Source organism: Microbacterium sp. VKM Ac-2870, from assembly GCF_015350795.1.
Lineage (GTDB): Bacteria > Actinomycetota > Actinomycetes > Actinomycetales > Microbacteriaceae > Microbacterium.
Genome location: NZ_JADKSH010000003.1, coordinates 54,513 through 76,407 on the forward strand (window position 1 = coordinate 54,513; position 21,895 = coordinate 76,407).

A 21,895-nucleotide genomic window follows, 5' to 3' on the forward strand; every position below is an offset into this window, starting at 1 on the left:
GGAGGCTCAGACCTCGTAATCGACCGCGACTCGGTCGGCGACGACCGAACGCACGTAGCCCACGACGGCCTGATGATCGGGATGGGTCTGGTAGGCGTCCAGCGCCGCCTGATCAGCGAAGTCCGCGACGAGCGCGACATCCCAATTGCCCCCGCCGACGACATCCGGCCCGACAGCGATGTCGATGATCGAAGGAACGACACCCTTGAGCGCGTTCAGATCGGACGACAGCTTCTGCGCCTGAGCGGACCGCTCGAGCGGATCTTCGCTCTTGAGCTTCCAGGCGACGATGTGACGGATCATGCGGATTCCTTACGGGGATTCGAATCAACGGGGGATGCCGTCGCCTGCGCATCGGCGAGCGCGGCGCGCAGGCGCTCGGGCGAGAGGCGCCAGTGCGCGTGCAGCTGATCGTCGATGAGGACGACGGGGATCTTCTCCCACCACTGCTCGAACAGCAGCGGATCGTCGAGAATCGAGAACTCCTCGACCTCGACCGCGTCTTCGGGAAGGTCGGCGACCACGGTCTCCACGATCTCCCGCGCGACATCGCACAGGTGGCAATCGGGTTTCGAGATGATCGTGAGGGTGGCCACGGCATCCATTCTGCCGGAGAACACGAAGCGCCCGTCCCGGATCATCGATCTCGGGGACAGGCGCTCGGTGTCGTTTGCAGCGTGGCGCGAAGAATTACTTCTTGTTGCGGCGCTGGTGGCGAGTCTTGCGAAGCAGCTTGCGGTGCTTCTTCTTCGCCATGCGCTTGCGGCGCTTCTTGATGAGAGAACCCACGGAAAACCTCACTATGTCAGGGGTCTGGACGCGGGTGGCCGCGTCCGGGAACGGGCATCTCGAAAAATGCCCTCGGAGCAGTCTAGCCGACGTCGGCGATAGGACGTTGCACAGCGTCCGTGACAGCGGTCTCGGGCACCCGGTAACTGCGCCCGAAGCGGACCGCCGGGAGTTCGCCGGCGTGCACCAGACGGTAGACCGTCATCTTCGATACGCGCATGATGTCGGCCACCTCCGCGACCGTCAGAAAACGCACGTCAGAAAGGTCCGGCATTCGTCTTCCCCCACCGATCCCGATGCGGTGCCTCCGCATTGCTGTGCCCCAACATTACGGTCTCTATGCGCCGCATGTAAACCCGTGTGGTCCGTGTGACGGATGGGCTCAGCGCCCAGGGAAGCGCTTGCGGGCGTTGTCCCAGGCGTGCTTGGCCGATGCCGCCGCTCGTCCGACCAGGTCGGCGGCGGCGACGGCGGGTTCGGGCAGCGTCGACGCCGGGGCGGCGACCGGAAGAAGGTCCTCGTCGAAGAACGGCACCAGCCAGTCGTCGACGGCGTCCAGGGGGGCGGGCGACAGACTGTAGAAGCGGTGCTGGCCTTCCTCGCGGACGGTCACGAGGTCGGCCTCGCGCAGCACCTTCAGGTGTTTCGACACGGTGGGCTGGCTGACACCGAGCTCGGTGACGATGTGCGACACGCTGGTGCCGTGCTCACCGTCGGAGGCGCGCTCACGCAGCAGCTGCAGGATGTCCCGACGGGTACCGTCGGCGATCACGTCGAAGATGTCCGCCATGACGATAGGTTAGCCCGCGTCGCGGCCCGGAGTACCATGTCAACGGTTCTACGTCAGAGAGGGGCGGACCATGGCGGGCGACACCGTCGGTGCCCGTACGTGGCGCTCCCTGCGCGCGTCGATGAGCGCGACGTGGGACGGACTTCGCGACGCGACCACCGCGTCACCGTCGCGTTTCGCGGTCGGCATCTTCCTGACCCTCATCCTGCTGTTCACCGCGTTGTTCTCGTTGCCGGCGGCATCCGCTGACGGCCGCGTCACCCCGTTCGCCGACGCGCTGTTCACCGCGGTGTCGACGATCTGCGTCACGGGCCTGTCGACGGTCAACATGGGAACGCACTGGAGCGCCTTCGGTCACGTGCTCGTCTACGTGGGTGTGAACGTCGGTGCGCTGGGCGTGCTGACCCTGGCATCCATTCTGGGTCTGGTCATCTCCAAGCGCCTCGGGCTGCGGGCCAAGCTGATCGCCGCCGGCGATAGCAATCCGCTGCGCGCGCACGGCGGACCGGTCAACGAGGGCCAGACCGTGCGTCTCGGCGAGGTGGGCCAGCTGCTCGCCACCGTCGCCCTGTCGACACTCGTCATCGAGGCGGCGCTCGCCGTGCTGCTGTATCCGTCGCTGCTGGCGAGCGGCGTCGATCCGCTGAGCGCGCTGTGGGAGGCGCCGTACTACGCCGCGATGTCGTTCACGAACACCGGCTTCGCCCCGAATGCAGAGGGCATCGCCCCGTTCGCGCACAACTACGTGCTGCTGACCCTGCTCATGGCCGGCGTGTTCCTGGGCTCGATCGGGTTCCCGGTGATCTTCGCGCTGTGGCGCCACCACCTTCACGTGCGGCGGTGGTCGCTGCACGCCAAGCTGACACTCATCACGACCGTCATCCTCTTCTTCGTGGGCGCGGCGGTGTTCCTGCTGCTCGAGTACGACAACCCGAAGACCTTCGGCGGAATGGATGCCTGGGACACCACCTTCCAGGCGTTCTTCCTGTCGGCCATGACCCGCTCCGGCGGCTTCTCGATCGTCGACATCGGCCAACTGCACGGGTCGTCGCTGGTCGTCGGATCGATGCTGATGTTCATCGGCGGAGGATCGGCGTCGACGGCGGGCGGCATCAAGGTCACCACGCTCGCCGTGCTGGCTCTTGCGGTGTGGTCGGAGGCGAAGGGGCGCCCGAGCGTGCAGGCGTTCGGCCGCCGCATCCCCAGCGACGTGCAGCGCGTCGCGCTGTCGGTCGTGGCGTGGGGCTCGACAATCGTCGCGGTGTCGACCATCACGATCGCCCAGATCACCCGATATCCGGTCGAATACGTGCTCTTCGACGTGGTCTCGGGGTTCGCCACCGTGGGCCTGTCCACGGGCATCACACAGAACCTGCCGGATGTCGCGGTCTATGTGATGGCCGCGACGATGTTCATGGGGCGCGTTGGTACAGTGACTCTCGCCGCGGCCGTGGCCGCGACATCCCGTTCGCAGCACTATTCGCTGCCTGTGGAAAGGCCCATCGTTGGTTGAGCAGATCCGGAGCGATGCTCCCGTCCTGGTGATCGGCCTCGGCCGTTTCGGCGCCGCGTGCGCCGGCGAGCTCGACCGCCTCGACCGCGAGGTGCTCGCGATCGACGACAACCTCGAGCTCGTGCAGAAGTGGTCCGAGCGTGTCACCCACACCGTGCAGGCCGACGCGAAGAACATCGAGGCGCTCAAACAGATCGGCGCGCAGGACTTCCAGGTCGCCGTGGTCGCCGTGGGCTCCTCGATCGAGGCGTCCGTGCTGATCACCGCGAACCTCGTCGATCTGAAGGTGCCGCAGATCTGGGCCAAGGCGGTGTCGCAGAGCCACGGCAAGATCCTCGCTCGCGTGGGCGCCAACCACGTCATCTACCCCGAACGCGAGGCGGGCGAGCGGGTCGCGCACCTCGTCAGCGGCCGGATGCTGGACTTCATCCGCTTCGACGACGACTTCGTGCTGGCCAAGATGTACCCGCCGAAGTTCATCCGCGGCATCGGCCTGAACGAGTCGGGCGTGCGCTCGAAGTACAGTGTCACGGTGGTGGGTGTGAAGAGCCCGGGAAAGCCCTTCCGCTACGCGGAGGCCGACACCGTGGTCACCAACCACGACCTGATCATCGTGTCGGGCACCAACAGCGACATCGAGCGTTTCGCCTCCCTCGACCGCTGACCGCCGCGGCATCCGTCCGCGAGCGTCAGGCGCCGGCGGCCATCTCTTTGGCGCGGGCGAGAGCAGCGTCGGTGGCTTCGGCGAACACGCCGTCCAGGCGAGCGCCCTGCAGCACCGCGATCGCCCGCTCCGTCGTGCCCTTGGGGCTGGTGACGCGGCGGCGCAGCTCGGCGGGGTCCTCCCCCGTGGCATCCAGCAGAGTCGCCGCCCCGATGAAGGTCTGCTCGGCCATCAGGCGCGCGTCGGCGTCGGAGAAGCCCTTGCCGCGCGCGGCTTCGGTGAGGTCCTCGATCAGCAGAAAGACGTAGGCCGGCCCCGAGCCGGAGATGGTCGAAAGGGCATCGATCTGCGACTCGGGAACCTCGATCACCACGCCGCACGTCTCGAAGAGCCGGCGCACCAGCGCGAGATCGTCGGCGGATGCCGCGCCACCCGCCGACAGGCCGGTCACCGCCTTGCCGACGACAGCGGGGGTGTTCGGCATCGAGCGGATCACCGCGACACCCTCACCCACGATCGAGGCGAAGGTGGCCAGGGTGACGCCCGCGGCGAGGCTCACCACGATCACGCCGGGACGGAGGACGGGGGCGATCTCTCGCAGCAGATCGGGCACCATGACCGGCTTCACGCCGATGAGGACGATGTCGGCCTCGGCGGCCGCGGTCGTGTTGGCCGAGGCATCCGCCTCGAGCGAGAGACTCGTGACACCGTCGAGATCGGCCAGTGCCGCCGCCGATGCTGCGGTGCGATTGGTGACCGTCACCCGGGGCGCCTGCCCCGACCGGACGAGCCCCTGCAAGATGGCGCCGCCCATCGAACCGGCACCGAGAATCGCGATCGAAGGAAGCGGAGAAGCCATGTCTCCATCCTCGCAGAGGCGGGTCCGTCGCACGCTCCGATGTGTTCACCTGAGGCCTCTCTGAGCTCACCAGGCGGCGGAGTAGGATGCGGCTATGACGCTCCTCGACGGCATCACCTCCCGGATTCTCGACACCGATCGCCTTCGCGTCAGCATCCTGGAGCGCGTCGGCGACGACCCGTCAGCGCGCGCTGATCAGACCGTCGTACTCGTGCACGGCAACGTCTCATCGAGCCTGTTCTGGCAGGAACTGATGCAGGATCTGCCGAGCGATCTGCGCGTCATCGCGGTGGATCTGCGGGGCTTCGGCGAGACGGAGAGCGCGCCCGTCGATGCCACCCGCGGCGTTCGCGACTTCAGCGACGATCTGTTCGCGACGCTGCAGGCGCTGGAGCTGCCGACGGCTCACCTGGTCGGCTGGTCGATGGGCGGCGGCGTCGTCATGCAGTACGCGATCGACCACCCCGCGCTCTCGCTCACCCTGCAGGCTCCGGTGTCACCGTTCGGGTTCGGCGGCACGCGTCGCGACGGGTCGCGCCTCACCGACGACGATGCCGGCTGCGGCGGGGGCGGCGCGAACCCCGACTTCGTGGAGCGCCTCACCGACCGTGACACCACTGACGAGTCGCCGACCTCGCCGCGGAGCGTCTTCCGGACGGCGTATGTCTCGCCCGACTACACCAGCGAACACGAAGACCTGTGGGTCGAATCGATGAACACCACATCGACGGCGACCGGCAACTATCCGGGAGACGGTGCGTCGAGCGAGAACTGGCCGGGATTCGCGGCGGGCACGATCGGTGTGCTCAACACGATGGCACCGCGCTACTTCGATACCTCGGGCATCGTCGCTCTCTCGCCGAAGCCGCCGATTCTGTGGGTGCGCGGTTCGGCCGACGCGATCGTGTCGGACGCCTCCTTCTTCGACATCAACCACCTGGGTGCACTGGGGGCGATACCCGGCTGGCCCGGTGCCGAGATCGCCCCGGCGCAGGAGATGGTCTCGCAGACCCGTGACGTGTTCGACGCCTACCGCGCCGCGGGCGGGTCGGTCACCGAGGTCGTTTTCGAGGGCGTCGGGCATGCGCCGCATCTGGAGCGCCCCGCCGCCTTCCGCCGCGCACTGCTGGAGAACATCGGCTACATCGGTCGACCCGCCGACCCGGCGCCGCCCACCGAAGCGATCATCCTCAGCTCGTCGGACTGACGACGCCAGCCACTCAGCGGAGGGCGTCGAAGAAGTCGCGCAGCAGCACGCGCGCATCATCTTCGAGGATGCCGCCGACGACCTCCGCCCGCACCGGCAAGCGCCGGTCGCGCAGCACGTCGTACACCGACCCGGCCGCCCCTGCCTTCTCATCCCAGGCCCCGAACACCACACGCCCGACGCGCGCCTGCAAGATGGCGCCGGCGCACATGAGGCACGGCTCGAGCGTCACCGCCAGCGTGCAGCCCTCGAGGTTCCACGAGCCGACGGATGCCGCGGCCTCACGGAGCGCGACGATCTCGGCATGGGCGGTGGGGTCGGCGGTCGCTTCGCGCAGATTGCGTCCCCGACCGATCACGGCACCCGTGGCATCCGCCACCACCGCTCCGACCGGGATCTCGCCGGCCGCGGCCGCCTCCCGCGCGAGGACGAGGGCGAGGCGCATGACCGTCTCGTCGTCGCGGCGGGTCGGCAGGCTCATGCGTTCAGCGTAGGGCCGGACGACGCCATCGGAGGGCGGGGCGGACGCGTAGGCTGAGGCTATGCGCGTGCACGTTGCCGATCACCCCCTCATCACCCACAAACTCACGGTACTCCGCGATGAGCGCACGCCGTCGCCGGTGTTCCGCCAGCTCACCGAGGAGCTGCTCACCCTCCTCGCGTATGAGGCGACCCGCGGCGTGCGCGTCGAAGAGGTCGAGATCCAGACGCCCGTGACGACCACGACGGGTGTGCGCATCTCCGAGCCGCGTCCATTGGTGGTGCCGATCCTGCGCGCCGGGCTCGGCATGCTCGACGGCATGGTGAAGCTGCTGCCCACCGCCGAGATCGGCTTTCTCGGCATGGCGCGCAACGAAGAGACGCTGCAGCCGTACACGTACGCCGAACGCCTGCCCAGTGACCTCAGCGACCGCCAGTGCTTCGTGCTCGATCCGATGCTCGCGACCGGCGGGTCGCTGGGCGCAGCGATCGACTTCCTCTTCGCCCGCGGCGCACAGGACGTCACGGCGATCTGCATCCTCGGAGCCCCCGAGGGCGTCGCGAAGATCGAAGAGCTCGTCGGCGACCGCGATGTGACGCTGGTGCTCGGGGCGCTCGATGAGCGTCTGAACGAGAAGGGCTACATCGTGCCCGGGCTCGGCGACGCCGGCGACCGCCTCTACGGCACCGTGTGACGCCTCACAACCAGCGGCGACGCTTGAAGATGAGGTAGAGCACCGCCGGAAAGGCGACCATCACGGCGAGCGCCACCGGGTACCCGTACTCCCAGTGCAACTCGGGCATGACGTCGAAGTTCATGCCGTAGACCGTGCCCACGAGCGTGGGCGCGAAGATGATCGCCGCCCATGACGAGATGCGCTTGACCTGCTCGTTCTGCGCCAGGTTGACCTCGGTCTGACGGCGCGAGACCAGCGCCGAGTGCACGGTGAGAGCTTTGTCGAGCACGGCGCGGAAGCCGTCGATACGCTCGGTCACGCGAAGGGCGTGGTCGCGGACATCGCGCAGGCGCCGCTGCAGTTCGATGTCGACGTGATACACGTCGTGACCGCGCTGAAGCCACTCGATGATCGGCACCAGCGGGTGGGTCGCGCGGGCGAAGCGGTTGAGCTCGCCGGACAATTCGTAGATGCGCCGCGACAGCGCATCGTCGTCGGCATCCCCGAACAGGTCGTCTTCGATCTCGTCGATGTCGTTCTCGATGCCATCGACGAGCGGTTCGTACTCGTCGACGACACGGTCCAGCACCGCGTAGAGCACGGCCTCCGATCCGAGGGCGAGCAACTCGGGCTGCTGCTCGAGTCGGCGGCGCACCGCGCCCAGATCCGGTGACTCGGCGTGACGGATCGTGATGACGAAGTCGGGTCCGACGAACAGGTGCAGCTCGCCGATGTCGAGCTCCTCGCGCTCGTCGTCGTAGCGCGCCGGACGCAGCACCACGAACAGCGTGTCTCCGTAGCGCTCCACCTTCGAGCGCTGGTGACCGAGGGCAGCATCCTCGATCGCGAGCGGATGCAGTTCGAACTCGGCCGCCACCGAGGCCAGCTCTGCGTCGGTAGGTCGGTAGAGCCCGATCCACGCGAATCCGGCGTGGGCTTCTTGCAGCGCGTACGCCTCGTCGAGCGACGCGGGCGTCGCCACGCGCACGCCCTCCTTGTACACGGCGTTGTCGATCAGGGTCATGGTCATCTCCTCCGGGATGCGCGACGCGCGCGCGGTCATCGTTCGCGTCGAACGCCGAGCGCCGATGCCAACGGGAGTGCGCACCCCGCGACGGGCGGGGTCGCACGCGAGTGCCGCGGAGGGGCCGAATCTCAGAGCGAGAGCATGTCGGCGACGCCCACCGCGGCGCGCCTACTATCGTCTGCCATGGTGTCTCACCGCCTTCGTCCACGGCTCTGCGTGACCGGAACAAGGTCGGGAGCCTCGGCGAGTATAGCCCGCGCGGGTGACGTGTGCGTCACCCTTCGGCGCGGCGGCCCGTCTCCTGCTCCCAGAACTCCAGCTGCTGGGTGAGAGCCTTCGCGAGCTCGAACACTTGCTGAGGCGGAATGCGAACCCGCTGCACCACGCGGCCCGGAACCACGGTGATCGGGGAACCGTCGGCATCCACACCCGCCTGCGGCGGACGCGCGAGCGAGACGAAGTCCATGACGAAGACGTCGGGGGTGTGCCAGACGTTCGCGAAGTCGGCGAAGCTGCCCGTGATGAGCTCCGGCGGCAGATCGATCTCGAACTGGCGGGGCATCTCGTCGCTCATGCCGTGCTCCTTTTCCCCGGGGGTGTGCGGCGAGTCTACGTGCGGTCGGCGTCGACCAGGCGGGCGAACGCGCTCAGGCGTGCGACGCCGTCGGGCGTGCGCGGGAGGTCGTCGAGCAACCCCGTGCTGTAGACGACGTAGGCCGTGTGCTCGGCGCGCGAGACCGCCACGTTCAGTCGGTTCTGCAGCAGCAGGAACTCGAGGCCGCGTGGGGCGTCACGACCACTGGATGCCGCGAGTGAGACGATGGCGACGGCGGCCTCCTGCCCCTGGAACTTGTCGACGGTGCCCACCGGCACCGCGGCGAGGCCGGCGGCGGCGAGCGCTTCTTCGACCATCACCTGCTGTGCGTTGTACGGAGTGACGACGATCAGATCGTCCGCGCCGAGCGGGCGCGGATCGGCTCCCTCACTCGCCGTCCAGGCCCGACCCACCAGGTCGCGCACGATCGCAACCACGGCCTCAGCCTCTTCGGGCGACTGCGTGGCATTGCCGAGGTGGGCGAGCGGCACCGGCACCACGCCCGGTCGGACGCCGTCGAGGCGGCGTGCCGAGGTCGATGCATGAGCGGCGAGGCGCCCGTCGTAGGACAGTTGCGAGACGGGTACGGCGACTTCGGGGCGCATGCGACGGGTCTCGGCGAGGAAGAAACCGCGGTCGTCGGCGATGACGGCCGCACCGTCCATCACCCACCCCAGCGCCGACGTGTCCACCGGTTCGGGGTGCGTGCCTTGACTCACCTGCGGCAGTTGCTGCGGGTCGCCCAGCAGCAGCAACCGCTGCGCGGCGACCGATACGGCGATGGTGGAGGCGAGCGAGAACTGGCCGGCCTCGTCGACCACGAGCAGGTCGAGGCTGCCGCGGGGCACGCGTCCCGCGTGGCTGAGGTCCCATGCTGTTCCCCCGATGACGAAACCGTCGGGGTGGTCGGCGGCGAACGCCGCATAGCCGTCTTTGGCGATCGGCGTGAACGACTCGCTTCCCGTCGGGGCGCCTTTGGTCGCCTTTGCGACACGCTCCGCCGACACCCCCGCCTCAGAGATGCGCTCGAGCATGTTCTCGACGACCGCGTGCGACTGCGCGACGACACCCACTCGATAGCCGTGCTCGCGCACCAGCCGCGCCACGACATGCGAACCGACGTAGGTCTTGCCGGTTCCGGGGGGCCCCTGCACGGCGAGATAGCTGCGGTCGAGGTCGTGCACGGTGCGCGCGATGTCGTCGACGTCGTCACGGGGTGCGGCGTGGCCGCGTGTGAGCGATCCCGATCGTGTGCGTGGAGGTCGGCGAAGGAGAAGGTCGGTCGCGGGATCGCGGGGGAAGTCCGCGGCGCGGACGGGTGACGCGGTGATGACGGCATCGGCCCACTGGTCGATCGCCGCCTGCTGGGAGCCGGCTTGCGGTGGCGCGGGCGGCGTGAGCGCGAGGGGAAGCTCCTGCCACGTGAAGCCCTGGATCGAGTTCTCCTCCACGACCACGCCGTCGTCGAGGACGTCGACGATCCGCACCGATCGGGCTGCGTGGATCCAGCGGGGGCTCGTGTCGATGGGGAAGGGCGCCGGCAGCTCATAGAGCACGAAGGCTCCCCCGCCCGCTGACAGCTTCGTGCCCGGAGCGAGGTCGCCCCGCAGCTCGAGGACGCGACGCTGCACGCGACCGCCTTCGGGGATGTGCCAGTCGCTGAGCACACGGCAGCGGTCGTGGTCGAACACGACCACATCACGGGTGTCTTCCCAGATCGAGACAGGCTCGCGCAGGCGCAGGAAATGGGTCGCCCAGAACGTCTTGGCCTCACGGGGGTAGTAGTCGATCGCGGCCGCGCCCAACTTGAGGGCGGTGACGGCAGCCTCATCGGGGTCTGCTCCGGAGGCCGCGGCATCCGCCCCCCGCGAGAGCGCCTCGGCGCGCGGCGACGGCTCGTAGGGTCGTTCAGTGGCGTCGATGTCGGCAGACGGGACGAGCTTGGCCTCGCGGGCGCGCTCGACGAGCCAGTTGCGCAAGCGCCGCGTCGAGACGCAGTCGTAGCGGTTGTAGTCGGCCAGGTCTGCGAGGATGGCCGCCCCGGCGGCATCTTCTCCCGCGTCGATCAGCTCCCGCGCTTCGACGTATCTCACGATCGAGTCATCGCCGCGCTGGACGTCGCTCGTGCGCACCTCGGCGCCCATGTAGAGGGGTTCGAGCTTCTTGATGGAGTACGAGCGGGATCCGACCCGCAAAGAGCGACGGACGATGGGATAGAGGTCGACGAACACACCTTCCCTGAGGAGGGTGTCGACTTCGGCCTCGCGCACGCCGTAGCGGGCCGCCATCGCCAGCAGATGCGTGGGCTCGTAGGGGGCGTAGTGGTAGATGTGCAGACCGGGGTGGGTGCGGCGGCGCAGGGCGACGAGATCGAGGAAAGCTTCGAGCGCACGTCGCTCCTCGTCGAACGAGTGCGCCCAGAGCGCCGAGTACTGCTCGTCGTCGTCGACCCACCCGAAGAGGTAGTCGATCCCCCACGATGCGCCGACCGCGCCGTCGGCGGACTCCGTGTACAGCGGGTCGCCCTCGAAGTCGAAGAACAGGTCGCCCCGGTCGGGACGCGGCAGAGCGCCGATCGCCTTGGGGAAGACGACCTCGTAGGTCGGCACGGGAGGCTCGTTCGCGGTCACCGCCTGACGCACCCCGCCCGCCGGACTGTCGAGCTGGAGCCGGGCCTGGGTGCGCAATCCCGCGAAGGTATCCGCCGACATGCGCTCGGGCGCTGCGTCTGCGGCCGCGAGTTGATCGATCGTGCTGATGCCGTCGGCGCGCAGCCGGTCGCGCTGCACCGGGCGCATGCCGGCGACGAGCAGGAGGTCGCGGTGGGTGACGACCTCGGCATCGCACGTCGCGCATCGACCGCACGCCACCACCCGCAAGGCGCCCCGATCGTCACCCCAGGAGATGGGCGCGCCACGGTCACCGGCGGCGATATCGCGGTCGGCGATGAGCGCGCGGAGCCGCTCTCTGCGCAGGCGGAACACGGGCATGAGGTCACGCACGGCGTGGGTGGAGGTGGAACCGTCACCGAGGAGCAACTCGACACGCTCGCTCCGGGGGACGCCGAGCCGGTCGAGCTGGTCGACGTATGCCGCGAGCTGCATAAGCGCGGTCACACGGGCGTGGCGGGCGAGCTTGGTGTCTTGGACCACCCATCGGGACGGAGGGTTCGCTTCGGGGTCTTCGCGAACGAGGAAGTCGGCGAAGCCCACGAACTCGTCGGTGGCGAACACCGCCTGGTAGATGACCGCGACGTCGGGATCGGCGAGCGCCGCATCGGTGGCCGCGACAGCCGCGGCGAGCGCCTCCGCATCCGAGGAGCGGGTCTCGGGCAGTTCGACCACGCGGCCGGGATACTGCGCGCGGTAGGCCTCGAGCTGACGCAGCTCGTGCTGCGTCCCCAGTCGGCCGGCGCGCGCGAGGGTGAGGTCTTCGGGTTCGACGACCGCGGCGACGCGCCCGAGCTTCGCATCGAGGGCGCGCAGCCAGGCGAACTCGCACTCGGCCGCAGCCTTCAGATCGCTGGCGCTCCAGACGATGCGCGCTGCCCGGCCGGTGTCTTCGATGTATCGCATGTCGCCCTTCCACCCCCGACGTTAGCCGCAGGCCCCGACACCGCCGACCCAGAACGGCCGCGCGCCGGTGCGACGCACCTGACAGACTGGGAACGTGACCGAGAACCTGCCGTTCGAGAGCATCTACCGGCACGGCTTCGCGCGTGTCGCCGCGTGCACGATCCCCGTCGTCATCGCCGACCCGGCACGAAACGCCGAGGCCGTGATCGACGCCGCCCGGGCGCTGAGCGATGACGCCGTAGCGGTCGCGGTCTTTCCGGAACTATGCCTGACCGGATACGCGATCGACGACCTCGTGATGCAGGACGCCGTGCTCGATGCGGTACACGCGGCCGTCGCCGCCCTCGCCGAGGCATCGGTCGCGCTGCGGCCGCTGATCGCGGTCGGTGCTCCGCTGCGGTTGGGCGACCGTCTCTACAACTGCGCCGTCGTGATCCACCGGGGCCGGATCCTGGGCATCACCCCGAAGAGCTATCTGCCGACCTACCGCGAGTTCTACGAGGCGCGCTGGTACGCCGCGGGAACGGACGCACCGGCATCCGTGCACCTCGCCGGGCAGGAGGTGCCGGTCGGCACCGACCTGCTGTTCGCGGCGACCGACGTGCCCGGGCTCGTCGTACACGCCGAGGTGTGCGAAGACATGTGGGTGCCGATCCCGCCGTCGTCCAACGCTGCTCTGGCCGGTGCGACAGTGCTGCTCAACCTCTCCGGAAGCCCCATCACCGTCGCGCGCGCCGACGATCGGCATCTCCTCGCCAAATCACAGTCGTTCCGTTGCCTCGCCGCGTACGTGTACGCCGCGGCGGGCGCCGGCGAATCGACCAACGATGTGTCGTGGGACGGCCAGACGATGATCTACGAATCCGGCACCATGCTGGCCGAGACGGAGCGCTTCCCCGACGGTCCGCGGAGCGCGATCGCCGACGTGGACCTCGACCGCATCCGGCAGGATCGCCTTCGCCAGGGCACGTTCGACGACAATCGGCGTGTTCGGGGAGGGACGAGTCGCACCGTGTCGTTCACGGTTGATCCGCCGGCATCCGATGTGGGGCTGCACCGCACCCTCGATCGCTTCCCGTTCGTTCCGGACGATCCCGCACGACTCGACCAGGACTGCTACGAAGCGTTCAGCATCCAGGTGTCGGCATTGGAACAGCGAATGCGCGCCATCGGGTCGCCGAAACCGGTGATCGGCGTCTCCGGCGGGCTCGATTCGACCCACGCGCTTCTGGTCGTCGCCCAGGCGATGGATCGCATGGGCCGCCCCCGCAGCGACATCCTCGCGTACACGATGCCCGGGTTCGCCACGAGCGACCATACGAAATCGAACGCCATCGCTCTGGCCGAGGCAATCGGTGCGTCGATCGAGACGATCGACATCCGCCCGATGGCGAACGAACTCCTGAAGGGCATCGGGCATGCGTATGCCGACGGCGAGCCGGTGTACGACGTGACCTTCGAGAATGTGCAGGCCGGCGCGCGCACCGACTTCCTGTTCCGTCTGGCGAACCAGCGCGGCGGGTTCGTCGTGGGTACCTCCGACCTGTCTGAACTCGCGCTGGGCTGGGCCACGTACGGCGTGGGCGACCAGATGAGCCACTACGCGGTGAACGCGGGCGTACCCAAGACACTGATCCAGCACCTGATCCGCTGGGTCATCGCCCACTCCGACGGCGCCGGCACCGCCCTCACCGACGCTGCGAAAGCGGTGCTGCAGTCGGTGCTCGACACCGAGATCAGTCCCGAGCTCGTGCCCGCGGGGCAGGACGGCAAAGTGCAGTCCACCCAGGACGCCATCGGCCCCTATGCCTTGCACGACTTCACCCTGTTCCACGTGTTGCGCTACGGGCTGCGGCCGTCGAAGATCGCCTTCCTGGCGGAGCGCGTGTGGCGCGATGCGGATGCCGGCGCGTGGCCGCCCGGTTTCCCCGTAACCGACCGCTACGCCTACGATCGCGACACGATCGTGCGCTGGCTGCGGGTGTTCCTGAACCGCTACTTCGGGTTCGCGCAGTTCAAGCGCACCGCGATACCGAACGGGCCCAAGGTACTGCCGGCCGGTTCGCTGTCGCCTCGCGGCGACTGGCGCGCACCCAGCGACGGCAACCCCGCCGTCTGGCTGGCGGAGTTGGATCGGGCACTGCCGCCGCGTTGAGCGGCATCCGTCCGCTGCGCTCAGGCCGCAGGCAGGGTACCCACGGCGATGGTGATCACCCAACTGTCGCGGGAGGCGTCGACGAGCGTGTACTTCATGTTGCGGTCGGGGATCCAGCCCTTGAGTCGCCCGGTGTCCAGTCTCACCCGGTCGGGGGCGACGCGGACGCCGCGGCCGTCTGCTTCGAGCACGGCCTGCACCCGCACCCAGTGCTGCAGCAGGTCGGGGATGTTGTTCGGGTCGAACAGATGCGAGTGCTTCTGCATGAGCCGGATATCGGCCGGATCCGGCGTCATGTCACGGATGTCGATGCCGAGCGGCAGGCCGGGATCGCAGATGGCCGCCACCGTGGCCGCACGGTAGCTCGCCGTGACGATCGCGATGGGTAGCTCCTCGCCGCCCCGAGACGCGATCAGACGCGTGTGATACCCGAAGCCACGGGGAGCCTCACGCTCGATACGGATGTCGCTCGGATCGCAGCCCAAGCGCGAGGCGATGAGCTCCTTCGCGAGGATGCGTCGACGGTCGTGCACGGTGGTGCCCGGGTCCCAGCCGAGACGGGCAGCGACCGAGGAGGGCGTGTCGAGGAGTACCGAGGTGAGAGTCATGTCGTCCTTCCGATCCCGCGAACCCGTCGACGCGGTGCCGCGCACGGCGGGATGAGGTGTCGTCCCATCTTTGCTCACCCGCCCGCATTCAGCGCTGCAGATGCGGCGTGAGAAAGGCCCCGCACGACGGGCCACTCGATAGTGTGGGAGCAACCCGCGCATCGCCCACCCCGACGGTGATGTTGCGCTGTGACGCACGAGACGAAGGAACCCGTTCATGTCGACACCTCCGCCCAGCGAACCGCACGCGAGCGACGGCGACACCCCCGACGCCCCGGACGTGCAGCCCACCGACGTACAGCCCACCGAGGTACAGCCCACCGAGGTACAGCCCACCGAGGCCTACCCCACGGCGACCGGCGGATACGGAGACGCATACGTCGCGCCGACCGCCCCGCCGCTGCCCCCGATGCCGCCGAGCCTTGCGCCGCAGGCACCCTACGGACAGCAGCCGTACGGTGCGCCAACGCCGCCGCCGCACGGCCAGGCGCCCTACGGCCAGCCGGGCTATGGCCCGCAGCCGACGGCGCCCGACACGCGCTCCAAGGCGATCGCCTGGACGGCGCTGTCCCTCGCCGCCGTCGGCACTGTCCTCAGCCTCATCGGCCTCGTCCCCGTGCCGTGGGTCGGTCTGGTCGCGGTGATCATCGGCGGCTTGCTGCTGCTGGCGGGCTTCATCTTCTCGATCGTCGGCCTTGCCGGGAAGCGCTACGGCGGCAAGCCGCTGAGCGTCACGGCGCTGGTCCTGTCGATCGTTGGAGCAACCATCGGCTCGTTCGCTCTGATCTGGTCGCTGGTGACCCTGGGGCTGTCGGCCGCGGGGGCATCGATCGATGACATGGTTGCCACACCGTCGCCGGTGCCGTCCGCCGAAATCTCCCAGGGCGGCACGCCGTCTCCCGAGGCTGACGACGCGACCCTGTCGGTGGCCCAACAGGCATTCATCGCCGATGTGCGCCCGAAGGTCAACGACATCTTCGCGGAGGTGGACCCGACGGCGACCCCCGATGTCATCGAGCAGGTCCTGCCCGACTCTACGCTGATCACGATCGGTCAGACCCTGCTGGTGACCGGCGACTCCGGGGTCGAAGACCTCGTGCAGCAGACGATCACCAGCATCGGTGGCGACGAGAGTTCAGCCGACCTGCTGCGCACCCTGTACCGCGAAATCCTCGCGTCGGCGAAGACCTCCCTGCAGTAACGCTCAGCGCACCTTGCGATCCACGAAGGGTCGAGCGGCATCCTGTCGGATGATGCTCGGCCCTTCGGACGTCGAGACGACGAGGATCTGCGCCGGCAGTTGCTCCTTCATGGCCTCGACGTGGCTGATCACCCCGACGGTGCGCCCACCCGCACGCAGGTCGTCCAGGGTGCGCATGGCGAGTTCGAGGGTCTCGGGATCGAGCGAGCCGAAACCCTCATCGACGAACAGCGTGTCGAGTCGGATGCCGCCCGCACGCGAAGTCACCACTTCGCCCAGCCCCAGTGCCAGTGCGAGCGAGGCCAAGAACGTCTCTCCCCCCGACAGCGACTGCGGCGACCGCAGCCTCCCGGTGTGGGAGTCCAGTACCTCGATGCCCAGACCCGAGGCGCGGCCGCGGGCGGCCCGTGCATCGGAGTGGTGGAGCGAATAGCGCCCCGACGACATCTCGGCTAGCCGGAGGTTCGCGGCGGCGACGATCTCTTCGAGCTCCGCCGCGAGCACGAAGGTCTCGAGGTCCATCTTCATCGCATTCGGTGCACGGCCGGCCACGGTGTCGGCCAATCGCCGGATGGCGGCCACCTCGTCGGCGCTGTCGCGCACGCTCTCGATCGCTTCGTCGATGCGCTCCAGGAGCTCGATGAGGCGGGCCTTCATCGCCCGCGCATCGCTGTGCGCCGCGATCGCGGCCGATCGCGCCGCATCGGTTTCTGCGACGGCCGCCGCGGCTGCGGCCAAACGCTCGTCGTCGACGTCGTCGCCGACGGCGTCGAGTTCGAGGTCGAGCAGGCGGGCGCGCGTCGCCGTCAGCTGCGCCGCGTGATCCGCCACGGCCGCCTCGAGCGCGTCGATCTCGGCGGCGCTGCGCACCGCGTCGCGCGCCTCGGCGGCGTCGTCGAAGGGCGACGCCGTGAGGAGCGTGTCGAGTTCTCCGCGCGCGGCGGCACGGGCGCGCTCCTGCTCGTCGCGGAGAGCAATGGCTGCCATCAGAGCGCGAGCGCGATCTCGCTCGGCGACGGATGCCGCGACGCGCGCGGCCACCGTATCGAAGTCACCCCTCGCCGCCGCGACCGCCACCGTCAGCCGGGCGACGTCGGCGGCGGCGGCGCGGTGACGCTCGCGGGTTGCAGCCAGACGCTCGCTCAGCGCGACCCGCTCGACCTCGGCCGAGGCGGCCGCGTCATCGAGTGCGGTGCGGCGAGCGCGGAGTTCGTCGAGCTCGTGCACCGCGGCCACCGCCTCGGAGAGGTCTCCGGCGACGCGGGCGAGGTGCTGTTCGGCCGTCGCCGTGTCCATCCCGGCAGCGTCGACGCGGGCGAGGGCGAGGGTCTCCCGGGCGGCGACGGCGGCCTGGCGCGCCGCGACCTCCGCCGCGGAGGCTTCATCGCGCAGGCTCTCCGCGGCGGTGAGGACATCATCGGTCACCGGGTCATCGCTCGGGCGCGCAGGTTGCGGGTGCGTGGTCGACCCGCACACCGCACACGCCTCGCCCGGCACCAGCGCGGCAGCGAGCTCCCCGGCATAGCCCGCCATCCGACGTCGCAGCAGCGCGCCCACGGTGGCCGTCGCGCTCGCTGCGGCGGCGACCGCCTCGGCGTATCGCGACTCGAACAGCGACAGCTCCTCTGCACGAGCGGTCACCACCCGCGCGGCGTCGAGCACACGGACGAGACGGTCGTGCTCGACCTGCAACTCGCCGCGGCGTGCGGCACGCGGGTCGACGCGGGCGAGGTCGGCGTCGATGCCGGCGCGCTCGGCAGGCACCGTCGCGCGCTGCGCATCGGCGACGACGAGCGCCGCCTCGAGCTCGGCGATCGTGCGCGTTGCCGCCTCGTGCTCGGCCTCGCTGACGGCCAGCTCGCGCTCACGATCGAGCGCGTCTTCGGCTCGCGCGATGTCACCGGTGAGCGCCTCGATATGGACGGGGAGATCGGCCTGGGGGTCGCCGCCGGCGTCGACCCACTGCCTCAGAGCGACCGTCGCTGCCTCGTCGGCTCGCGCGTGCGCCTGCGCGGCACGCTCGTGTGCGTCGAGCGGCGCACGCAGAGTCGCCGCGGCGCGGGCGCGCCCGAGAAGTCGTGCCGCGTCGGCGACCTCGGCAGACCGATCCTCGAGCGCGCTCAGCCGCGCGGAGAGCGCTGCGCGTTCACGCGCCCGCTCGGCCGCGGCGAGGAGCACACTCTGCGCGGCGGCGGATGCCGCGGCATCCGCATCGGCACGGGTCCGCGCGAGCTCCGTCTGCTCGATGCGGTACTCCGCACGCTGGGCGGCGCTCGCGAGAGCTTCGCGGCGCACGTCCAGCGGCACCTCACCGCCATCGCCGACCGCCGTGAGGGTCGGTTCCGACGCGGCACCGAACACGTGGTCCTCGGCGAGGCGCTCCGCCTCGCCGAGGAGCGTGCGGACCCGCTCGGTCTTCGCCTCCCAGGAGCTCTGCACATCACGTCGCTGTTGTTCGAGCTGGTCGCGGTACTGCTCGAACCGCCGCGTGCCGAAAAGTGTCCGCAGCAGCGTCTGGCGCTCGTCGCCGGGGGCGAGCAGGAAACGCGAGAACTTGTTCTGCGCGAGGAGGATCACCTGCTGGAACTGTGCGGCGTTGAGACCCAGCACCTCGCCCAACGCCTCCCCCACGGTGCGCGGCTTGGCTGCGCGACCCACCCACACCCCGTCGACGAATTCGTCGAGTTCGGCGCGGGCGGGCTCGGTGGTCAACCCGCCGCCGCGCTTGGCCGGCCGATCGTATTCGGGCGCCCGAGTCACCCGCCATCTGCGGTCGCCGACCGTGAACTCCAGCCGCACCTCTGTGGGATCGGTGAGGTGACTGTGATCGCTGCGCAATCGCTTCTCGCCGCCCTCGTACCGCGGCACCGTGCCGTAGAGCGCGAAGCTCACCCCGTCGAGGATGCTCGATTTGCCCGTCCCGGTGCGCCCGGAGATGAGGAAGAGTCCGTCGTCGTCGAACGCGTCGAAGTCGACCAGCTGGCGGTCGCGGAAAGGACCGAACCCCGTCAGCTCGAGCCGGTGCAGCTTCATGCGGACCGCCCCCGGCGCGGCCCACCGCTCACGCGAACGCCTCGACGCGCGTGCGTTCGTCGATCACGTCTCGCAACAGCTCGCGCTCGCGCTCGGTCGCCCCCTCGCCGCCGCGCACGTGGGCGAGGAAGGCGTCGACCAACTCGGTGTCGCTGCGCGTCGAGCGCACGCGCTGAGAATACGTGCGCGCATCGGACTCGGGCACCATCGCCGGCACGTGCACCACCTTGGCGCAGTGGGGGAAGCGCTCCTGCAACCGGCGCAACGGGTCGCGTTCGGGCAGGGCGTCTGTGTACTCCACGCTCACCCACGCCTCTGCGTCCGCGGCATGCTCGGCCGAAGTGAGGATGTCGTCGAAACCGCCCCGCAGTGTCACCAGCCGACGAGGGACGGGCAGCGCGAGCCATGTCACGTCGGCGAGCCCGGCGGCATCCAGCTCGACCAGCCACGAGCCTCGGGGCTTATGACCCTCGCCGAAGCTGTAATGCAGCGGCGCACCGGCGTAGCGCACATGCGGGGCGAGCTGCTGTCGGCCGTGGATGTGGCCGAGCGCGACGTAGTCGACGCCGGAGAACGTCGACAGCGGAACCACGTCGAGGCCGCCCTGCTGGATGTCGCGTTCGAGGTGGGGCGTCGGCTCGACCCCGGCGGTGAAGCAGTGGGCGATCGCGACCGAGCGACCGCCCCGCGCGGCGAGGTCGGCGCGCACCAGGTCCATCGCGTGACCGAGCACGTCGGCGTGACTGCGGGCCTGCGGCCACACCGCGCGCAGCAGGGCGGGCTCGAGGTAGGGGATGCCGTAGAGATGCACAGGCCCGTGCGCGTCCGACACGGTGACCGGCGTGCCGATGTCGGCGGGATCGGTGAGCATGTGGATGCCGCTGCGCAACAGTCCGGCCTGAAAGCCCAGGCGCGCCGCGGAGTCGTGGTTTCCGCTCGTGACGACCACCTGCGCGCCGGTGTCGGCGAGCGCCCGCAACGTCTGCGTGAGCAGCGTGTAACAGGCCGCGGCGGGGGTGGCCGAATCGAAGACATCGCCGGCGATGATGACCACATCGACGTCGTGCGCGCGCACCTGATCGGTGAGGGCATCGAGCACGCCGCGCAGCGCCTCGAGCGTGGAGTGACCGTGGAAGGTCCGCCCGATGTGCCAGTCGGAGGTGTGCAGGATGCGCATGACTCCACGGTAGGCGGAGCCGACGACATCGGCCGCGAGGCCCGCGGGTCAGTGCGTATCGAGGTCTTCGGGAGCGTGGCGACGTGCGTTCAGATCGAGCACGCCGATGAGCAGGGCGAGTGCCACGAACACCCCCACCGCGACCATGCCGTAGGCGTAAGCCTCGTGGAACACCTCGAGGCCCCGATGGTCCAGGCTCTGCTGGCGGTAGACGGTCGAGTAGAACAGCGACAGTCCGATGGCCGTGCCGACGGCGGTACCGACGCGCTGTCCGAGCTGGCCCACCGAGCCGGCCAGACCGCCCTCTCGGGTCGGGATGTCCGCCAGGGTGAGCGTCTGGTTGGGGGCGACGACGAAGCCGGCGCCCGCACCGGCGACGATCATCACCGCCGCCATCGCGTACTCCACCGCACCGGCCGGCACGGTGGAGGCGACGATGGCGAGCGCCACGATGCTGACGAGCACGACCGCGAGCCCCCACACCACGAGCGGGCGGCCGAAGCGGGCCACGAGAGTGCCGCCGAACCAGGCGGTGATGGCGCTCGCGACGGCGAAGCCGATCGACACCATTCCGGCGAACACCGGCTCCGTGCCGACGCCGATCTGGAGGAACAGGGTCGTCAGCAGGAACATCGCCGGTATCGCGGTGAAATACGTCGTGATGACGAGCGTGCCGTTGCGAAACGACGAGATCGAGAACAGCGAGAACGGCACGAGCGGAGCACGACCGGATGCCGCGTAGCGGCGTTCCCACCCGGTGAACGCCGCTACGAAGACGACGAAGAGCACGAGGGTCCACCAGCGCCTCGGATCGTCGGTGGGAGCCCCGGTGGTGAGCAGGAACGGCCACATCAGGGTGAGGATCGTGAGGGCGAGCAGCACGAGTCCGACGGGGTCGAGATGCACCCGGCCGGGCGTCGATCGGCGTGTGCGGGGCAGCACGCCGAGCACTCCCGCGATCACCAGGGCGCAGAGCGGAACGTTGATCCAGAAGATCCACCGCCAACCGTCCTGCGCGCCCCCCAGTGCGATCATCAGTCCCCCGAACGTGGGGCCGATGGCCGTCGCGATGCCGATCGTGGCGCCGAAGAGACCGAAGGCTCGGCCTCGCTGGGTACCGACGAAGATCTGTTGGATCGTCCCGATCACCTGCGGCATCTGGATGCCTGCCGCGAGCCCCTGCACGAGGCGCCCGACGATCAGCACCTCGATGGTGGGGGCGACGGCGCACACGATCGAGGTCACCAGGAACAGACTGAGCCCGATGAGGAACAGGGTCTTGCGCGAACGCTGATCACCCAGTCGACCGAAGGGCACCAGCGCCAGCCCGAACATGAGGACGTAGCCGGAGACCACGATCTGCAGTTGCGTCGAATCGGCCCCGAGAGCGTGCTCGATCGACGGCAGGGCGACGTTGACCTTGCTGAGATCGAGGATCGTGAGCGCGGCCACCGATACGCACACCCAGAAGGCGCGCCACCGCTGGCCCTCGTCGAGCGAGATGCTGGCTGTTGCGGGGTTCGTCACCTCTTCACGCTATCGCCC

At 69.3% G+C, this 21,895-nt stretch carries 20 protein-coding genes; 6 read left to right on the plus strand and 14 right to left on the minus strand.

Annotated elements, in window-relative coordinates; genetic code table 11:
* Window positions 1-6: 6 nt before the first annotated feature.
* The 5 genes from ITJ43_RS07625 to ITJ43_RS07645 all read right to left on the minus strand — a co-directional run bounded on the left by ITJ43_RS07625 (window position 7) and on the right by ITJ43_RS07645 (window position 1,579).
* Window positions 7-303: a Dabb family protein gene (locus tag ITJ43_RS07625; RefSeq protein ID WP_194583260.1), complete on the minus strand. Its 297-nt coding sequence runs from the start codon at window positions 301-303 to the stop codon at window positions 7-9.
* Complete coding sequence (locus tag ITJ43_RS07630; RefSeq protein WP_194583261.1) at window positions 300-596, minus strand: glutaredoxin family protein; 297 nt, start codon at window positions 594-596, stop codon at window positions 300-302. The genes ITJ43_RS07625 and ITJ43_RS07630 overlap by 4 nt, the downstream gene beginning before the upstream one ends.
* Window positions 597-690: 94 nt before the next feature.
* The gene (locus ITJ43_RS07635) at window positions 691-789 is read right to left on the minus strand and encodes a 30S ribosomal protein bS22 (protein ID WP_194583262.1); all 99 of its coding nucleotides are present in this window, start codon (window positions 787-789) and stop codon (window positions 691-693) included.
* 82 nt (window positions 790-871) lie between these two features.
* On the minus strand, window positions 872-1,063 hold the full coding sequence (locus ITJ43_RS07640; protein ID WP_101305621.1) for a helix-turn-helix domain-containing protein: 192 nt from the start codon (window positions 1,061-1,063) through the stop codon (window positions 872-874).
* A 108-nt stretch (window positions 1,064-1,171) separates the two neighbouring features.
* Window positions 1,172-1,579: an ArsR/SmtB family transcription factor gene (locus ITJ43_RS07645; RefSeq protein WP_194583263.1), complete on the minus strand. Its 408-nt coding sequence runs from the start codon at window positions 1,577-1,579 to the stop codon at window positions 1,172-1,174.
* Window positions 1,580-1,700: 121 nt separating this feature from the next.
* Between ITJ43_RS07645 and ITJ43_RS07650 the strand changes: the two genes are divergently transcribed.
* Complete coding sequence (locus tag ITJ43_RS07650) at window positions 1,701-3,092, plus strand: TrkH family potassium uptake protein (RefSeq protein WP_228495661.1); 1,392 nt, start codon at window positions 1,701-1,703, stop codon at window positions 3,090-3,092.
* Entirely contained in the window at window positions 3,085-3,756 is a 672-nt protein-coding gene (locus ITJ43_RS07655) for a potassium channel family protein (protein ID WP_005049780.1), read from the plus strand. The genes ITJ43_RS07650 and ITJ43_RS07655 overlap by 8 nt, the downstream gene beginning before the upstream one ends.
* Window positions 3,757-3,781: 25 nt before the next feature.
* On the opposite strand, the gene proC is transcribed toward ITJ43_RS07655, so the two are convergent.
* Entirely contained in the window at window positions 3,782-4,615 is an 834-nt protein-coding gene (proC, locus tag ITJ43_RS07660) for a pyrroline-5-carboxylate reductase (RefSeq protein WP_194583265.1), read from the minus strand.
* 94 nt (window positions 4,616-4,709) lie between these two features.
* On the opposite strand from proC, the gene ITJ43_RS07665 reads away from it, so the two are divergent.
* Window positions 4,710-5,822 (plus strand): alpha/beta hydrolase, encoded by a 1,113-nt coding sequence (locus ITJ43_RS07665; protein ID WP_194583266.1) that lies wholly within the window; start codon window positions 4,710-4,712, stop codon window positions 5,820-5,822.
* Between the two features lie 13 nt (window positions 5,823-5,835).
* On the opposite strand, the gene ITJ43_RS07670 is transcribed toward ITJ43_RS07665, so the two are convergent.
* The gene (locus ITJ43_RS07670) at window positions 5,836-6,303 is read right to left on the minus strand and encodes a nucleoside deaminase (protein ID WP_194583267.1); all 468 of its coding nucleotides are present in this window, start codon (window positions 6,301-6,303) and stop codon (window positions 5,836-5,838) included.
* Between the two features lie 61 nt (window positions 6,304-6,364).
* On the opposite strand from ITJ43_RS07670, the gene upp reads away from it, so the two are divergent.
* Window positions 6,365-6,997 (plus strand): uracil phosphoribosyltransferase, encoded by a 633-nt coding sequence (upp, locus tag ITJ43_RS07675; protein ID WP_194583268.1) that lies wholly within the window; start codon window positions 6,365-6,367, stop codon window positions 6,995-6,997.
* A gap of 4 nt (window positions 6,998-7,001) precedes the next feature.
* Here the strand turns inward: upp and ITJ43_RS07680 are convergent, their stop codons facing one another.
* From ITJ43_RS07680 to ITJ43_RS07690, 3 genes are all read right to left on the minus strand, one after another.
* Window positions 7,002-8,003, minus strand: a complete 1,002-nt coding sequence (locus ITJ43_RS07680; protein WP_194583269.1) for a magnesium and cobalt transport protein CorA — start codon at window positions 8,001-8,003, stop codon at window positions 7,002-7,004.
* A gap of 277 nt (window positions 8,004-8,280) precedes the next feature.
* Window positions 8,281-8,580, minus strand: a complete 300-nt coding sequence (locus ITJ43_RS07685) for a DUF3467 domain-containing protein (protein ID WP_194583270.1) — start codon at window positions 8,578-8,580, stop codon at window positions 8,281-8,283.
* Window positions 8,581-8,615: 35 nt separating this feature from the next.
* Complete coding sequence (locus tag ITJ43_RS07690) at window positions 8,616-12,176, minus strand: TM0106 family RecB-like putative nuclease (protein ID WP_194583271.1); 3,561 nt, start codon at window positions 12,174-12,176, stop codon at window positions 8,616-8,618.
* A 94-nt stretch (window positions 12,177-12,270) separates the two neighbouring features.
* On the opposite strand from ITJ43_RS07690, the gene ITJ43_RS07695 reads away from it, so the two are divergent.
* Window positions 12,271-14,331 (plus strand): NAD(+) synthase, encoded by a 2,061-nt coding sequence (locus ITJ43_RS07695; protein WP_194583272.1) that lies wholly within the window; start codon window positions 12,271-12,273, stop codon window positions 14,329-14,331.
* 20 nt (window positions 14,332-14,351) lie between these two features.
* Here the strand turns inward: ITJ43_RS07695 and ITJ43_RS07700 are convergent, their stop codons facing one another.
* Complete coding sequence (locus ITJ43_RS07700) at window positions 14,352-14,939, minus strand: hypothetical protein (protein ID WP_194583273.1); 588 nt, start codon at window positions 14,937-14,939, stop codon at window positions 14,352-14,354.
* Between the two features lie 217 nt (window positions 14,940-15,156).
* Here ITJ43_RS07700 and ITJ43_RS07705 point away from each other — a divergent pair, with 217 nt between their 5' ends.
* Entirely contained in the window at window positions 15,157-16,140 is a 984-nt protein-coding gene (locus tag ITJ43_RS07705; protein WP_194583274.1) for a hypothetical protein, read from the plus strand.
* A 3-nt stretch (window positions 16,141-16,143) separates the two neighbouring features.
* Here ITJ43_RS07705 and ITJ43_RS07710 read toward each other — a convergent pair whose 3' ends face one another.
* Genes ITJ43_RS07710 through ITJ43_RS07720 form a run of 3 tightly spaced genes read right to left on the minus strand, consistent with a single transcriptional unit; the run spans window position 16,144 to window position 21,877 of the window.
* Window positions 16,144-19,173: an AAA family ATPase gene (locus tag ITJ43_RS07710; RefSeq protein ID WP_194583275.1), complete on the minus strand. Its 3,030-nt coding sequence runs from the start codon at window positions 19,171-19,173 to the stop codon at window positions 16,144-16,146.
* A gap of 28 nt (window positions 19,174-19,201) precedes the next feature.
* Window positions 19,202-20,350, minus strand: coding sequence for an exonuclease SbcCD subunit D (locus ITJ43_RS07715; RefSeq protein WP_194583276.1), 1,149 nt, complete (start codon window positions 20,348-20,350; stop codon window positions 19,202-19,204).
* Between the two features lie 48 nt (window positions 20,351-20,398).
* Entirely contained in the window at window positions 20,399-21,877 is a 1,479-nt protein-coding gene (locus ITJ43_RS07720; RefSeq protein WP_194583277.1) for an MFS transporter, read from the minus strand.
* Window positions 21,878-21,895: the final 18 nt, after the last annotated feature.

Excerpts from the sequence above, each read along its gene's own strand:
- ITJ43_RS07645 (WP_194583263.1), bottom strand. The coding sequence starts at position 1,579 with ATGGCGGACATCTTCGACGTGATCGCCGACGGTACCCGTCGGGACATC.
- ITJ43_RS07640 (WP_101305621.1), bottom strand. The coding sequence starts at position 1,063 with ATGCCGGACCTTTCTGACGTGCGTTTTCTGACGGTCGCGGAGGTGGCC.
- ITJ43_RS07715 (WP_194583276.1), bottom strand. The coding sequence starts at position 20,350 with ATGCGCATCCTGCACACCTCCGACTGGCACATCGGGCGGACCTTCCAC.
- ITJ43_RS07670 (WP_194583267.1), bottom strand. The coding sequence starts at position 6,303 with ATGAGCCTGCCGACCCGCCGCGACGACGAGACGGTCATGCGCCTCGCC.
- ITJ43_RS07700 (WP_194583273.1), bottom strand. The coding sequence starts at position 14,939 with ATGACTCTCACCTCGGTACTCCTCGACACGCCCTCCTCGGTCGCTGCC.
- ITJ43_RS07665 (WP_194583266.1), top strand. The coding sequence starts at position 4,710 with ATGACGCTCCTCGACGGCATCACCTCCCGGATTCTCGACACCGATCGC.
- ITJ43_RS07710 (WP_194583275.1), bottom strand. The coding sequence starts at position 19,173 with ATGAAGCTGCACCGGCTCGAGCTGACGGGGTTCGGTCCTTTCCGCGAC.
- ITJ43_RS07690 (WP_194583271.1), bottom strand. The coding sequence starts at position 12,176 with ATGCGATACATCGAAGACACCGGCCGGGCAGCGCGCATCGTCTGGAGC.
- ITJ43_RS07625 (WP_194583260.1), bottom strand. The coding sequence starts at position 303 with ATGATCCGTCACATCGTCGCCTGGAAGCTCAAGAGCGAAGATCCGCTC.
- ITJ43_RS07705 (WP_194583274.1), top strand. The coding sequence starts at position 15,157 with ATGTCGACACCTCCGCCCAGCGAACCGCACGCGAGCGACGGCGACACC.
- ITJ43_RS07650 (WP_228495661.1), top strand. The coding sequence starts at position 1,701 with ATGAGCGCGACGTGGGACGGACTTCGCGACGCGACCACCGCGTCACCG.
- ITJ43_RS07680 (WP_194583269.1), bottom strand. The coding sequence starts at position 8,003 with ATGACCCTGATCGACAACGCCGTGTACAAGGAGGGCGTGCGCGTGGCG.
- proC (WP_194583265.1), bottom strand. The coding sequence starts at position 4,615 with ATGGCTTCTCCGCTTCCTTCGATCGCGATTCTCGGTGCCGGTTCGATG.
- ITJ43_RS07685 (WP_194583270.1), bottom strand. The coding sequence starts at position 8,580 with ATGAGCGACGAGATGCCCCGCCAGTTCGAGATCGATCTGCCGCCGGAG.
- upp (WP_194583268.1), top strand. The coding sequence starts at position 6,365 with ATGCGCGTGCACGTTGCCGATCACCCCCTCATCACCCACAAACTCACG.